The sequence below is a fragment of the Rhizobium sp. 16-488-2b genome, from assembly GCF_017741815.1.
Classification (GTDB): Bacteria; Pseudomonadota; Alphaproteobacteria; order Rhizobiales; family Rhizobiaceae; genus Rhizobium.
Genome location: NZ_JAGHMF010000034.1, coordinates 576985 through 590815, shown reverse-complemented (window position 1 = coordinate 590815; position 13831 = coordinate 576985). Strand labels below are relative to the sequence as shown.

Below are 13831 nucleotides of genomic sequence, written 5' to 3'. Positions count from 1 at the left end.
TCAGCGCCCTCCGACCGGAGCTTGACCTTGGCCGATCCTCACCGCATTTGCCTGCGCCTCGAGCGACAACCGGCAGACCTCGTAGACATGCGCCTGCGGCATCGCCGTCTCCGTACGGTCGCGCACGTCGGCCAGGAACGCTTCGAAATAATCGAGCTTCTCGTCGCTGCAATCGATGTGCGTCATCTCCTTGCCGTTGACGAGGAAGAGGTGATCCTTGCCGGGACGGCCGGTGATGTCGATGTACTTGCGCAGCTCGATATAGCCTTCTGTCCCCAAAATGGTGAGGCGACCGTCGCCCCATGTCGGCAAGGCCTCGGGTGTGAACCAATCGACGCGGATGTAGCCGGAGCCCTTGTCGGAGCGCAGGAGCACCTCGCCGAAATCCTGGAAGGCCGGTCGGTCGGGCATGCCGAAATTGCCGACCGAGCTTGCGGCGACCGTGGCCGATGTCGAGCCGGTGTAGAACAGGAACTGGTCGACCTGGTGCGAGGCGATATCGACGATGATGCCGCCGAATTTCTCCGGGTCGAAGAACCAGTCGGGCCGGGTCGGCAGTTGCAGCCGGTGTGGCCCCATGCCGAGCGTCTGGATGACCGTGCCGATGGCGCCAGATTGGACCAGCTTGCCGGCCTTTACGGCCGAGCGCACGCAGTGGCGTTCGGAAAAGCAGATCGAGAAGATGCGGCCCGTCTCGGCCATCGTGTCCTTCACCGCCTGCAGCTGCGCCGATGTCGTCACGCCGGGCTTGTCGGACATCACGTCCTTGCCGGATTTCATGGCGCGGATGGCGAGATCCGCGCGATCGGCCGGGATCGCCGCGATGCAGATCACGTCGATCGAGGGATCGGCGAGCAATTGTTCGCGGTCGATCTGTGGCGCATCGGGATAGGTCTTCTCGAACATCTCGCGAATGGCGGGAACGGATGTCTTCGGGCAATAGCCGACGAATTCGGCGCCAGCGGCCAGCAATCCCTTCACGTGATCGAAGGTATGCCCATGGTCGATCCCGACAACGGCAAATCTCAACATAGAAACGCGTCCTCCTCACTTGCAGCGCGAAACCCAGATCTATCAGGCTTCACCGCACTCCTCGTGACAAGACAGACAGCGAAAGCGATATGCTGTCAAGATCGGACGATCCGGCTGGATTGCCAAAAATTAACCTATCTAATTGTTTTTAAATCATGATATTTTGTATCTAAATAGTTATTTACTGACTCAATTGCCGCACCAGACGCTTTATTCCAACGCCGGCTGACGACAGCTAGCCGCACGCCGCCCAAAGGATAAGAGCGCGTGCATTCAAAATTGCTTGCAATTTATGCTATGCCTGCCAACGTCAACAGAACGACTGCACTACGAGAAGCAGGCCCTCCCCAATCTCGAGCGGAGACGCAATACCGGCGATTGTGGGCGCGGCGATCTGGCATTGGGACCTCAACACATCGGGCCTGTTGGTTGCGAGATAACGGTCGTTCTCCTTATGCTGCCTATGGTGCCCACGTATCCGATGTTATCGGTCGACGACCGCCCCGAAAGGAATTGACGCCTTGTTCAACCTCATAATGTTGTACGACGGGTCTGACTGGCAGGTGCCGCTCAATGCGATCCGCACGGCAACCTTTCCCCTAGCGCGTCTGTTTGAGTATACGATTCCCGACATAGAGGGGCAGTTCACACCCGTGGTCCCTTCCTCGTTGGCGCGCCTCGCAGGTCTCCCAACGGTATTCATGACCGAACTTCAGTCGGACCGACAGAAGCCGGGCGGAACAGTTTGGGTAAAGATCGGTCGGGTTTTCGCCTTGTCCATCGAGAGCACCGAGATCCGGTATTCCTTCGTGATCGAGCGCGATTTCGGTCCTCGGACAGTTCCCGATCTCAAGCCGTTCGAGAACGCCTTCGGGATGGGAAAGCTCGAGATCCATCGAAGCCATTGGGCAGTCAAGAGCCATGATGTTGTCGGCGCGCTGCGGGCAGCCGATCTTCTGACTGAAAATGAAGATTGGCCTGCCCCGGCGCCGAGCCTCGCAGTGCCGTTGAACCCAGCTCCACCGTTGCCAGTGGAGCCAAGGCCAGCATCCACCGTTGTCGAGAACCTTGAACAGTTCATGCAGGTCGTGATGACGTTGCAGGTGCCTCCTGATCACGAGGTTTTCTATCGGGGCCACTCGGACTCACGCTACAAGCTCGAGCCATCCCTCTATCGGAAGACGGCCTCGGGCGAGTATAGATATCTTCAGAACGAAGCGCGCATGATACTGGAACTCTTGAGTGCCCAGTCCTCTGCGTTCAGCAGTGACGCGTATATGCTGGATCGACTTGTCCGCATGCAGCATTTTGGACTGCCAACACGACTGCTCGACGTGACGTCGAATCCGCTGGTGGGGCTTTATTTTTGCTGCTCCACGGCCAAATTCGACCAATCCAATCACGAAATAGACGGGGAGGTCATCATCCTAACGACGCCAAAGGAGCAAGTTCGCTTCTTCGAGTCCGACACTGTTAGCTGCATCGCAAACCTCGCGATGCTCGAGGAGCAAGCGAAAGATCGCTTGGACACCGGCCGGTCCCTCGAGGCGTTCAACCTACTACCTGAATGCGGGAGGCTGCTGCACTTCATCAGACGCGAGAAGCCGTATTTCGAGGCCCGCATAGTGCCAAGCGATCTGGAGAGCATTCAATTCGTTCGCGCCCGAAGCACACATGAGCGCATCTTGTCGCAATCAGGCGCCTTTCTCATCTTTGGTAAAGACGCTGTCCTTCCTGAGACCGGGCACAGCGGGCTTAACATCAGGCGCGTCACGGTGAGAAACAAGCAGTCGATCCTTGAGCAGTTGGCCAAGCTAAACATCAAGTCCAGCACAATCTACCCTGGCCTCGAAAAGACCACTGCTGAGATTGCGAAGCAATACGAGCTCCTCGGATAAACCATCCGATCAGCGTCGGAGGGTGGGCTATGTCGATCTTTGAGAGGCGGCAGCGGGAGCGGAACTCTCAGATTATCAGAACGTCACCATCAGCCGCGCATTCACACCCTGATCGATAGCGTCCCGCGACAAGGCCGCATTGTATGACAGGCCGAGTCTCGTATTGTCGGAAACAAGGGCATCGAAGCCGAGCTCGATGAGCGCCGCATTCCTGGTTGCTGTGAGCCCGGTCACGCCGAAGGACGAGCCGCCGGAAAAGGCGACGACGTCGACCGGCGCGAGGTCGCCGAAGGCATAGCGCCAGCCGACCATCCCTCTGGCTTCGACGGTAACATCCTCGATGGAAAAGGCCGACGTGGTTCGTAGCCCCAAGGTGGTGAGCCCGACATTGTCGTTGCCGTCGTCCACCCGGAGCGCGGCATCCCCGCCAGTTTCGTTGAAACCATTGGAGCGCACGTTGACGTAGGCGGCCCCGGCGAATGGTTCCAGCGTTGCCTGGCCGAGGTCGATCGCATAGCCGGCTTCACCGAAGATCTGCGCCGTCGCCGCCGAATAATCGGCCGAGAGCCTCTCGTTGAAGCCTGGGAAGACGACATCGCGTGTCGTATCGAGGTCGTGCCAGGTGTAGGCAACGCCGCCTCTGACCCTGACCTGGCCGAAGTCCGCTCCAGCGTAGGCCGCGATGTACCAGTCGTCACTGTTCGCGCGGGTATTGCGGCCGTCATCGTCGAAAGACGATCTGCTGTAGCCGCCGGCGAGGCCAATCCTCACAGTATCGCTCATTTCACCATCGCCGCCGAGGAAGAAGCCACCGATGGAGCGGTCAAGAGCGGATGCTTCCGAGGTTGCGTCGCGGTTGGCCCATGAGCCGACACCTTGAAGCCAGAAGCCGTTCGCGGTCTCTTCGCTCCGCGCTGTCTGCGCGGTTCCATAGAGCCGGTCGTTGAGTGTGTCCCTGATGAATCGGCTGTCGTCGATCATCGAGGAGCGGATGGACGCGTAGCTCTGGCCGGAGAGCTGATCGAGGGCGGTGTCGATGGCAGTCGTGGAGACCTGCCCAACGATGGCGTCGAAAACGGGATTGCCCGAGCCCAATGACTGCACGCCGGTTCCCGTCCCGATCCGCGCGAAGCTTCGCGCCGCGATGGCGGATGTGATGGGCTGGCCGTTATAGGTCACGTCGAGATAGCCGCTGGAGGCATCGTAGGCGAAGGCGAGCTCGGCCAGCGGAAGTTGTTGCGGCGTGTTGGCGAAGAGACCGCTGACGCCGCCGGTCGCCGTGATCAGCGTATAGCGCGCCGGACGAAAGAAGGAGCCGACGAGATTGAGCGACGAGCCGCCGATGGTGGCCACGCCCGTAACGTCGAGAAGATCGCTGGTCCCCACGCTGCCTACATAGCCGATGTCCGCGCGATAGGTCGCGCCGGGCGCCAACAGCAGATTGCCCGCGATGGAGAGCACGCCGATATCGTGCCCGGTGCTGCCGGGCGAGATGAAGCCGCCCGCGTTTACCGTCGTCGACGGCAAGGTGCTGTCATAGCCGGCGATCGTGCCGCTGGAATTGACCGTGAGCGAACTGGAGCTCGACAGGTCCATGCCGTTGATCGCCAGGGTGCCGCCATTGACGATTGTCGCGCCGGTATAGGCCGCCGTTCCCGAAAAAACCTGTGTCCCGGCGCCGGTCTTGACGATACCAAGCGGACCGGCCGAGAAGCTGCCCATAAACGCGACTTGCCGCCACGCCGCCGTGTCGATGGTCAGTGTCGCCGCACCGCCCGACGTGCCGACGTCTCCGGAACCCGCGAGCGAGCCGATCGTCGCCACATGCCCCACGAGGTCGAGGCTGCCGTTGACCACAAAGCCACTCGTCGGCGACAGCACATTGTCCGCACCCGCCTGCAAGGTGGCGGCGGATTTGATCGTGGTATCTCCAGTGTAGCTGTTCGCTCCGCCAAAGGTGAGCAGGCCGCTTTGCAGCGTCAGCGCGCCGCCGCCCCTGATCGCGCCGGATATGGTCGTGTTGCTTGCGCCGACGGCCAGTTCGCCGTCTGAAATCAGGATGCCGCCAAGCAGCGTCGCGCCGGTCGAAAACCCGAGAAAGGTCGAGCCGCCGGTCTGCAAGCCGTCCGCGCGCGTGGCGCCATCGCCGCTCAAGCCGCCACTGATCGCGCCACCATTTATGATCGAAAGGTCGCGGCCGATAATGCCGACGCCACCCGCGCCCGCCGCCCCAGGCGTGCCAAAGAGGCCGCCCGATCCACCGGCTCCGCCGGCGCCGCCCGTGACCGTCGCGCCTGTGCCGATCGTGATCGCGGTCGGGACAGTTGCGAGGAACCCAGGGCCGCCCGCACCGCCGGCGCCGCCGGTGGATCCCGGCGAGCCTGAAGCCGCACCACCCGCGCCCCCGGCGCCACCCGAAAGTGTGGTGCCCGGCGCGACGTCGTACGGGACGCGCTCTTGTCCCTGTGAATGTGCCGGCGCCAAGAAGGCGGCGGTGCAAAGCAGAAGTGCCAGCGAAACTTGGAGGCAATTGTGGGGGTGCGCCGCCCCGGCGATATGCTCGCGGTGGCCGGTCTTGCGATGACGAAATAAGCGCCAACGATTGATAATGGACGTGTCCCCTCTGCCCAGAATCTCAGCGTAAGCAAGTATTTGCGAATTGTCTAATGGATGTGTACCGAAATCGCAGCTTGGGGAGGCCAATTTATCCTGATGGTAAATTTCGATGGCTGCCGCGCATCGGCGCCGGAACGCTATCGAGCCGATCCGCGGGCGACAAATGGCGCTTGGCACGAGATATGCATCGTCATCTCCGGGTTCTTTGCTTGGAGGGAAGAATGACGGCTTTGGTCACTGACATCGTGAGTGCCACCGGACAGCTTGAAACCGCCATCCTGAACGCGACGATCGCGTCGCCGGATATATGGTTCGGTTCCAAATCCATGAAAACGAAAGCAAAACTGCTTCCGCACGTGCTTGTGCAGCAATATCCCGAACTGTCCGAGATCGAATGCGAGCTGCGCGGACTGTTCGAGACATGCTCAAAGGCGATTGATCGGAATTCGATCAATCCCGTGGTTGCAAAAGCGGCAATCTCGCTCGCTCACGAATATCAGGCCGTCATCGAGGGACTGCGGCGCTAACTTAGAGGCGCGTCCAGATCAGCGAGCGGCAGATGACCTTCATCGTGCAGCCGCGCATCTTCACGGTGTCGCCGGAGACGGTCAGCACGCCATCAAACGTCTTCTTGCTGTCGGGCTCGATGATCGTTCCGGTGAAATTGCCGTTCTCGCCGGTAAACGAGCCAATCTTCTGGCCGGCATGATCGCCGGTCTTCATGGTGATGCAATAGCCATTGCCGCATTCCGCAATCGTCGCCGTCGTTCCGACCTGCGTCTTCCACACACCGACCACCGGCTCCTGCGCCAACGCGATCGGCGTCAACGCCAGCTGCGTCACGAGCGCCAGGGGCGCTGCGATTGAAAAGAGCGGTTTCATGGGATGCTCCTGTATCGTTCATGCCTAAGCGCGGGGTCGCCAAACGGCCGATCGCGCGAAATCGCGCCCATCCGAGCGCTGCTCCAACCCTTCGCCGGAGCGCTGAGACCGATATAGGTCGAATGGCGGCGAACGCCAGAAAAAAGCGGGAACCCGGAGCCCAAATTCCCGCTTTCTCACATCATCCTAAAAGACGATGGATCATGCCTCGAGCCACTTCACCTGTTCTGGCGTCAGCTTGATATCAAGCGCCGAAAGGCTGTCTTCCAGCTCGGCGATTGTGCGTGGTCCGATCAGCGGAATGACCGGGAACGGCTGCGCGATGACGTAGGCCAGCGCGATGTGGATCGGGCTACGGCCAAGCTTTTCCGCGAGCTCGATCGCGCGATCGCGGCGCACGAAGTTGCGGTCGGAATACCAGCAACGAACGATTTCCTCGTCGTCGTGCTTGTCGCGGCCGGCGCGGTCGGTGAAGAAGCCGCGGCCCTGGCTGGACCATGCGAAGTTCGGCACCTGCCGCTCATTGAGCCATGTCTTCCATTCGTCGGTCGACGACGTCACGCAACCGGCCCAGATCGGGTCGAGCATTTCAGCCAGCGAATAGTTGTTCGACAGCGCTGCCAGCGCCAGCTTACCGTTCTTCTGGGCATAGGCCGCTGCCTCGTCCATGCGCTCGCGGGTCCAATTGGAACCGCCGAAAATGCCGCGGATGCGGCCGCGCTTGACCTCCGCGTCCATGGCATCGACGAACTCGCCAACAGGAACATCGGTGTTGTCGCGGTGCATGAAGTAGATGTCGACATAGTCGGTCTTCAGGCGGTTGAGCGACTGGTCGAGCTGCTTGGCGATGACATCGGGGTAGACCAGCGGCGAGTGCGCGCCCTTGCCGATCAGCACGATCTCCTCGCGGTTGACATTGCGGCTGGTGTGCCAGTCGCCGAAGATGCTCTCCGTCTTGCCACCGCCATAGACGAAGGCGGTGTCGAAGACATTGCCGCCGGCCTCATAGAAGGCATCGAGCGTCAGGGAGGCGGCGGCGAAGTTCGGGAAGAACTCGAAGCCGAGCGTGACCACAGAGGCGGGTTTGGAGATGCCGGGGATGGCGCGCTTGGGAATGCTGTTGCCGAGCGTGACCTTGTCGCCGGCAAGATTGGTCACCCGCTTTGCCGCCTTCTCGACGCTGTATTCGAGGCCGATCGACGCGCGCCACTGGTCGAGCACACGCAGATTGCCGACGGAATCAGCCCAGCCCATACCGGGAGAGGTGAACTCCTGCTGGCCCGCACGGATGGCATCGCCTGCCGCATCGACTTCGAACGAATAGAGCCAACGCTCTTCCTTGACCTCGATCGTCTGCTGTTCGTTGCCCTTGAAGAGCTCGATCTTGCCGACGCCGCCCTTGTGACCCGACGCGAACCAGAAGTCCTTGACCTCGATGCGCCCTTCCGAGCCGATGATGCGCAGCGTGTTGTCCTGGTTCGCCATGATCGAGCACGACACTTCGGCGATGACGCCGCCGGGGAACTGCAGCACGGCGGATGCCCACTCGTCGACGCCGGACTGGCCGAGATGGCCGACGCCCGCGACCTTTTCCGGTTCGAGGAACGGCTTGCCTTCGGCAGCCCCAGCGATCAGCCGCGCCATGGAAACAGGATAGCCGCCAACATCGAGAATGCCGCCGCCGGCGGTCTCGTTGGCGAAGAGGCGATGTTCGGGCCGGAACGTGCCCATGTTGAAGCCGAAGCTGGTGCGGATGATACGCAGGGCGCCGATGGCGCCCGACTTCACCAGTTCGACGATCTTGGCGGTCTGCGGATGGACGCGGTACATGAAGGCCTCGCCCGCGAAGACGCCGGCCTTCTTGGCTTCATGATAGATGGCGTCGGCATCGTAGGCGGTCAGCGCGATCGGCTTTTCGACCAGCACATGCTTGCCCGCCCGGATCGCCTTGATCGCCCATTCGGCGTGGCCGGTGTGCGGCACGGCGATGTAGACGGCGTCGATCTCGTTATCCTCAAGCAGCGCCTCATAGCCCTTGACAATGCGGGCGCCGGGGAAGTTTTCCGCAAGACCCGGCTTTTCGGGGTTGCGGGTTGCGATGGCGACGAGCTTGCCGGTGCGCGAATGCGCGATGCCATCGGCGAAGGTACGCGCAATGGTGCCCGGGCCGATGATACCCCAGCGGATCGGTTGATCTGAGCTCATGGGAAAGTCCTCTTCTTTCATGTCAGTCAGTTTCAAGTCTTGGGATGGAAAAGTGGTCAGCGCAGGCGTTTGCCCGCGCTGTCGAACAGGAAGACCCGCTTTGCAGTAAGGCCGACCGTCAGCGTGTCGCGCTCCGCGGCGGTGCGTGATTCCGGGCGCTCGATGATCATCTGCTCGCCGCCTTTCGTGGTGGCGTAGATGTAGCTGGTATTGCCGAGGTGTTCGGCGACGTCGATGGAGACGGTGAGATCCGTATCCCCCTGCCCGGCATCGCTGAAATGCTCCGGGCGGATGCCGACCGTGACGTCAGCGCCGTTCTCGACCGCCGAGGTGATCGGCAGCGTCAGGCGCACGTTCTGCTCGCCGGCGATGGCGACGGTGGCCGTTCCGCCCCCCGTCTCGATCACCTTGGCCTTCAGGAAGTTCATCTTCGGCGACCCGACGAAGCCGGCGACGAACTGGTTGGCGGGATCGTCGTAGAGATCGAGCGGCGCGCCCACCTGTTCGATGTTGCCGGACCGGAGCACGACGATCTTGTCGGCAAGCGTCATCGCCTCCGTCTGGTCGTGGGTGACGTAGATCATCGTAGTGCCCAGCTGCTTGTGCAGCCGCGAGATCTCCACTCGCATCTGCACGCGCAGCTCCGCATCGAGGTTGGACAACGGCTCGTCGAACAGGAAGACCTCAGGTTCGCGCACGATGGCGCGGCCGATCGCGACGCGCTGGCGCTGGCCGCCAGAGAGCTGCTTCGGCCGCCGCTGCATCAACTCGTTGATCTGCAGGATGTTGGCGGCATGCTTGACGCGCTTTTCGGTATCCGCCTTGGGATTGCCGTTCATGCGTAGGCCGAAGCTCAGATTCTCCTCGACCGTCATATGCGGGTAGAGCGCATAGGACTGGAAGACCATGGCAATCCCACGATCGGCCGGCTCGACATCGTTGACGACCCTGCCGCCGATGTTGATCTCACCGCCGGAGATATCCTCCAGCCCGGCGATCATGCGCAGCAGCGTGGACTTGCCGCAGCCGGACGGGCCGACGAAGACGACGAACTCGCCATCCTTCACGTCGAGATCGGCGCCATGGATGATCTCGAGCGCGCCGAAGCGCTTGACCACGTTTTTCAAAGAAAGTTCAGACATCAGGCGTTCCCCGACTATTTGACTGCGCCGGCCGAAATGCCGGCGATGAAGTGACGTTGCAGGAACACGAAGACCACGAGGATCGGCGCGGTGAGCAGCATGGCGCCGGCCATGATGCCGCCCCAAGAAACCTTGGTGAGACCGATCAGCGATCCGAGCGCCACCGGCGCGGTCATCATTCCGGGCTTGGAATTGATGAGCAGCGGCCAGAGGTAGTTGTTCCACGACGCCAGGAAGAGGATGATGGCGAGAGCCGCCATCGTCGGGCGGGCAAGCGGCAAGGCGATCCGCAGGAAGATCTGCCGCTCCTTGACCCCTTCGACACGCGCGGCATCGAAGAGCTCAGCCGGCATCATCGAGAAGGCCTGACGCATGAACAACACGCCAAGCGAGTTGAACAGCGGCGGGACGATCAGCGCAACCCAGGTGTTGGCGAGCTTGAACTCGCGGGCCACCATGATGAACTGCGGGATGACCACGACGGCAAACGGCAGCGTGATGGTGCCGAGGATGATGGCGACGACCATCGACTTTCCGACGAAGCGATAGCGCGCCAGCGCCCAGCCCGCCATCGAGGTCAGAAGCACCGACAGGAAGGTATAGACCGAGGCGACCACGACCGAGATGAACATGGCACGCACGAAGTCTGTATCGGCCTGCAGGTTCTTGAAGTTTTCGACGAAGTTCGTCGACGGCCAGAGCACGATGTCAGGGCTGAAGATGCCGTAGTCGGGCATGGTCGAGAACACGAACATCATCCAGATCGGAAACAGCCAGACGATGGCGAGCGGCGTCAGCACGACATGCAACAGCACGGTCTGCAGCATCTTGGATTGGGACTTGGATTTCATTTCTGTTCCCTCCCGACCCAGAGATTGAGCAGCGAGATGGTGATGGCGAGGATGGCCATGGTGTAGGCGATTGCCGACGCGTAGCCGAAGTTCAGCGACAGGAAGCCCTGGCGATAGAGCAGCAGGCCGAGCGTTTCGGTGCCGCCGCCGGGACCACCGCGATTGGTGATCAGGAAGGGTTCCGCGAAGAGCTGCATCGTGCCGATGACCGACAGGATGACGCAGAACAGGATGATCGGCTTCAACAGCGGCAGGGTGATATGGATGAACTGCTTGGTCTTCGACACTTTGTCGAGCGTGGCGGCCTCATAGACATCGTCGGGGATCGATTGCAGGCCCGCGAGCAGGATGATGGCGTTGTAGCCAGCCCAGCGCCAGGTGACGGCGATGATGACGAGCGCCATCGCGGCATTGGCATTGTCGAACCAGGAGACGGGAGACAGGCCGACCGAGGTGATCAGCTTGTTGACGATGCCGAAGTCGATGCTGAACATCAGCCGGAAGACGGCGGCATAGGCCACCTCGCCGACGACGACGGGCGCGAAGAAGGCAAAGCGATAGAGCGGTCGCGCCTTCAGGAGCGGCGAGTTCAACAACACGGCCATCAGCGTCGCAAGCGCGATCATGACGGGCACCTGGATCACCAGGATGATCAGCGTGTTATAGAGCGCATTGTAGAAGGCGGGATCGCCGATCAGGCGTCCCCAATTCACAGAAGCGCTGAATTTCCAGGGATTTACGCGCGTATTCTGAAACGAGATCAGAAACGAACTGATGATTGGCCACAGCCAGAAGGTGGCGAAGACGAGCAGATAGGGCGCAAGAAAAAAATATGCGCTCCGGTTCCGGGTCGGCATTTCATTCTCCTCAAAGTCGAAGCGAGAGATGGAAGCCGGGCACCACGGGGATGCCCGGCATCGTCACTCATTCCGCAATGGGAAGGCCGGTAGCGGTCTCGATCTGCTTGGCGGCATCGTCGAGCGCCGCCTTCGCATCGGGATAGCCGCCGGCGAAATACTTGGTCTGGGTGGCCTTGTAGATCGCGTCAGCATCCGTCTGGAACTGCGTGCCACGGCTCGGCTTGATCTTCGGCAGGGTCGAGAGAATGTCGGCCCATACCTTCTGGCCGCCCCAATAGGGCTGCGCCTCGTTGACGAACGGATCCTGCACCGCCGACAGCAGCGACGGAACGAGGCCGAAGGACTTCAGCATCGCGACCTGGCCTTCATTGGTGCCGAGCGCATAATCGACATAGGTCCAGGCGGCTTCCTTGTTGGCCGAGTTGGCGGCGATCGCCAGCGATGAGCCGCCGAGGTTTGCCGCATGCGGGCCATCCGGCGTCAGGCTCGGCATCATGTAGACGCCCCACTTGCCCGACAGATCGGGCGAGCCCGAGCGCACGGTGCCTTCATACCAGCCGCCATACATTTGGCTGGCAGCCTTGCCGGCGGTGTTGGCTTGGATCTTTTCGTCCCAGATGGCGGCCGTCAGCGTACCGGCGTCCTTCATCTCCTTGACCTTCTCAAGGGTGGCGACGCAGGCGGGCTGGTTGATGGTGATGTTCTGGCCATCGGTCGAGAAGTAGCCGCAATCCTGCTCGTTGGAGATCATGCGGAACCATTCGCTGTCTCCATTGAAGTCGGCCTGCGCCATAACGACGCCTGGATTGGCAGCCGAGATCTTCTTGCCGGCGGCGATGAAATCGTCCCAGGTCTTGATCGATGCCGGATCGACGCCCGCCTTTTCGTAGAAGTCGCGGCGATAGAAGACGGCGACCGGGCCGGAATCCCATGGCATGGCATAGGCGACATCGCCCACTTCAAGCTCGGTACGCTTGAATTCAGGGAATTTCGCTTGGATATCAGCCGTATAGCCGAGGTCCTTCAAGTTGGCGAAGCAATCCGGGAAACGATTCCAGAAGATTTCGGCCTCGAAATTTTCGACCGTTACGATGTCAGGAAGGCCCTCGCCGCCAGCGGCGCAGGCTGCCAGCATCTTGTCGAAAACCTGTTGGTTTCCAAGGTCTTCCACGGTGACCTTGATATCCGGGTGGAGCTTGTTGAAGCCCTCGAGCGTGGACTTCAGCGCCGATGCGGCGACGTTCCAGCTCCAGATGGTGAGATTGGCGGACTGCGCGAATGCGGAGCCGGATGCGAGAAGTGCAACAGCAGCGGTTGCACCGATAAGTTTGAAGCGCATTGAAAATCCTCCCTTTTCAATTGCCGTCCCTTAGCGAACGTGACTACACTAACCGCAAGGGAGCCGCTGTCTCCTAAAAAGGGAATATGGATTTGGCGGAAAGTAAGATTGAGCAGAGGGCTGTCTATCAGCCGGGAGCGAGCAGCATCGAGGGATTGCCGACGGCACTCCAGATGTTTCACAACCATCCGCCGCCAATGCTCATGCCGCATTGGCATGTGCAGGTGGAACTGAACTACATCATGCGTGGTGAGGTGCACTACCGCATGAACGGCCACGACATCAGCATGAAGGCCGGCGACATGTGCCTGTTTTGGGGCGGGCAGCCGCACCAGATGGACGAGAGCAGCGATGATTCGATCTATGCCGGCGGGCATCTGCCGCTGGTCTATTTCTTCCGCATGCGCGTGCCGATCAACATTTCGAGCCGGCTTATGAAGGGCGAGATCCTCTTCACGTCCGCCACCGATGCCGCCGACATCGAGAACTTTCCGCGCTGGGTAGCTTACGCGAAATCCGGCGATGCCGCCAAGGCGCAGCACGCCGTGGAGGAAATGCTTCTGCGCATCGAGCGCATCGTGCTCGAGCCCTATTCGATGCTGGCGCCAAACGGCTTGTCGGCGACGGATGATGTCGAGCAGGCCTATCCGCAATCCTCGCGCAGCGTCGCGCGCATGTGCGATTTCATTGCCCTGAACTTCCTGCACGAGATCGATTCGGTCGATATCGCCCGCGCCGCCGACCTGCATCCGAAGTATGCGATGAACCTCTTCAAGAAAACGACGGGGATGACACTCAGCAAATACGTCAACCTGCTCAGGCTTTCGCGCGCGCAGGCGATGCTGATGAACGAAGAGGCGAATGTGCTGCAGGTGGCGATGGATAGCGGATTTGGCTCGATCAGCGCCTTCAACAAATCCTTCCGCCATATCGCCGGCATGTCGCCATCCGATTTCCGTCGCGACGCGCGCTTCATCTCGCAGTACGTTCCGGCCTGAGGAGACAA

11 protein-coding genes are annotated in these 13831 nt (G+C 60.9%); 3 read left to right on the top strand and 8 right to left on the bottom strand.

Features of this window, described 5'->3' with window-relative positions; genetic code table 11:
- Complete coding sequence (locus tag J5286_RS26225; protein ID WP_209192913.1) at window positions 1-1032, bottom strand: Gfo/Idh/MocA family protein; 1032 nt, start codon at window positions 1030-1032, stop codon at window positions 1-3.
- Between the two features lie 521 nt (window positions 1033-1553).
- Between J5286_RS26225 and J5286_RS26220 the strand changes: the two genes are divergently transcribed.
- A complete protein-coding gene (locus J5286_RS26220; RefSeq protein ID WP_245206546.1) occupies window positions 1554-2930 on the top strand; it encodes an FRG domain-containing protein in 1377 nt (458 codons plus the stop codon).
- Window positions 2931-3005: 75 nt separating this feature from the next.
- Here the strand turns inward: J5286_RS26220 and J5286_RS26215 are convergent, their stop codons facing one another.
- Window positions 3006-5414 carry an autotransporter outer membrane beta-barrel domain-containing protein gene (locus J5286_RS26215; RefSeq protein ID WP_209192912.1) on the bottom strand — a complete coding sequence of 803 codons (2409 nt, stop codon included), beginning with the start codon at window positions 5412-5414 and terminating at the stop codon, window positions 3006-3008.
- 353 nt (window positions 5415-5767) lie between these two features.
- Here J5286_RS26215 and J5286_RS26210 point away from each other — a divergent pair, with 353 nt between their 5' ends.
- Complete coding sequence (locus tag J5286_RS26210) at window positions 5768-6073, top strand: hypothetical protein (protein WP_113238771.1); 306 nt, start codon at window positions 5768-5770, stop codon at window positions 6071-6073.
- A gap of 1 nt (window position 6074) precedes the next feature.
- On the opposite strand, the gene J5286_RS26205 is transcribed toward J5286_RS26210, so the two are convergent.
- From J5286_RS26205 to J5286_RS26180, 6 genes are all read right to left on the bottom strand, one after another.
- Window positions 6075-6428, bottom strand: a complete 354-nt coding sequence (locus tag J5286_RS26205; RefSeq protein ID WP_018901641.1) for a DUF2147 domain-containing protein — start codon at window positions 6426-6428, stop codon at window positions 6075-6077.
- A 201-nt stretch (window positions 6429-6629) separates the two neighbouring features.
- Window positions 6630-8633, bottom strand: a complete 2004-nt coding sequence (locus J5286_RS26200; protein WP_209192911.1) for an aldo/keto reductase — start codon at window positions 8631-8633, stop codon at window positions 6630-6632.
- Between the two features lie 56 nt (window positions 8634-8689).
- Window positions 8690-9775: an ABC transporter ATP-binding protein gene (locus J5286_RS26195; protein ID WP_209192910.1), complete on the bottom strand. Its 1086-nt coding sequence runs from the start codon at window positions 9773-9775 to the stop codon at window positions 8690-8692.
- 14 nt (window positions 9776-9789) lie between these two features.
- Window positions 9790-10626, bottom strand: coding sequence for a carbohydrate ABC transporter permease (locus tag J5286_RS26190; RefSeq protein ID WP_018901638.1), 837 nt, complete (start codon window positions 10624-10626; stop codon window positions 9790-9792).
- A complete protein-coding gene (locus J5286_RS26185) occupies window positions 10623-11483 on the bottom strand; it encodes a carbohydrate ABC transporter permease (protein WP_112819055.1) in 861 nt (286 codons plus the stop codon). Before J5286_RS26185 ends, J5286_RS26190 begins: the two co-directional genes overlap by 4 nt.
- 67 nt (window positions 11484-11550) lie before the next feature.
- A complete protein-coding gene (locus J5286_RS26180; RefSeq protein ID WP_209192909.1) occupies window positions 11551-12825 on the bottom strand; it encodes an ABC transporter substrate-binding protein in 1275 nt (424 codons plus the stop codon).
- An 86-nt stretch (window positions 12826-12911) separates the two neighbouring features.
- Here J5286_RS26180 and J5286_RS26175 point away from each other — a divergent pair, with 86 nt between their 5' ends.
- On the top strand, window positions 12912-13823 hold the full coding sequence (locus J5286_RS26175; RefSeq protein ID WP_047503809.1) for a helix-turn-helix domain-containing protein: 912 nt from the start codon (window positions 12912-12914) through the stop codon (window positions 13821-13823).
- Window positions 13824-13831 lie beyond the last annotated feature (8 nt).

What these genes read in the sequence shown, in the direction of transcription:
- J5286_RS26225 (WP_209192913.1), bottom strand. Translation starts at nt 1,032, where the DNA reads ATGTTGAGATTTGCCGTTGTCGGGATCGACCATGGGCATACCTTCGAT.
- J5286_RS26210 (WP_113238771.1), top strand. Translation starts at nt 5,768, where the DNA reads ATGACGGCTTTGGTCACTGACATCGTGAGTGCCACCGGACAGCTTGAA.
- J5286_RS26205 (WP_018901641.1), bottom strand. Translation starts at nt 6,428, where the DNA reads ATGAAACCGCTCTTTTCAATCGCAGCGCCCCTGGCGCTCGTGACGCAG.
- J5286_RS26200 (WP_209192911.1), bottom strand. Translation starts at nt 8,633, where the DNA reads ATGAGCTCAGATCAACCGATCCGCTGGGGTATCATCGGCCCGGGCACC.
- J5286_RS26195 (WP_209192910.1), bottom strand. Translation starts at nt 9,775, where the DNA reads ATGTCTGAACTTTCTTTGAAAAACGTGGTCAAGCGCTTCGGCGCGCTC.
- J5286_RS26190 (WP_018901638.1), bottom strand. Translation starts at nt 10,626, where the DNA reads ATGAAATCCAAGTCCCAATCCAAGATGCTGCAGACCGTGCTGTTGCAT.
- J5286_RS26185 (WP_112819055.1), bottom strand. Translation starts at nt 11,483, where the DNA reads ATGCCGACCCGGAACCGGAGCGCATATTTTTTTCTTGCGCCCTATCTG.
- J5286_RS26180 (WP_209192909.1), bottom strand. Translation starts at nt 12,825, where the DNA reads ATGCGCTTCAAACTTATCGGTGCAACCGCTGCTGTTGCACTTCTCGCA.
- J5286_RS26175 (WP_047503809.1), top strand. Translation starts at nt 12,912, where the DNA reads ATGGATTTGGCGGAAAGTAAGATTGAGCAGAGGGCTGTCTATCAGCCG.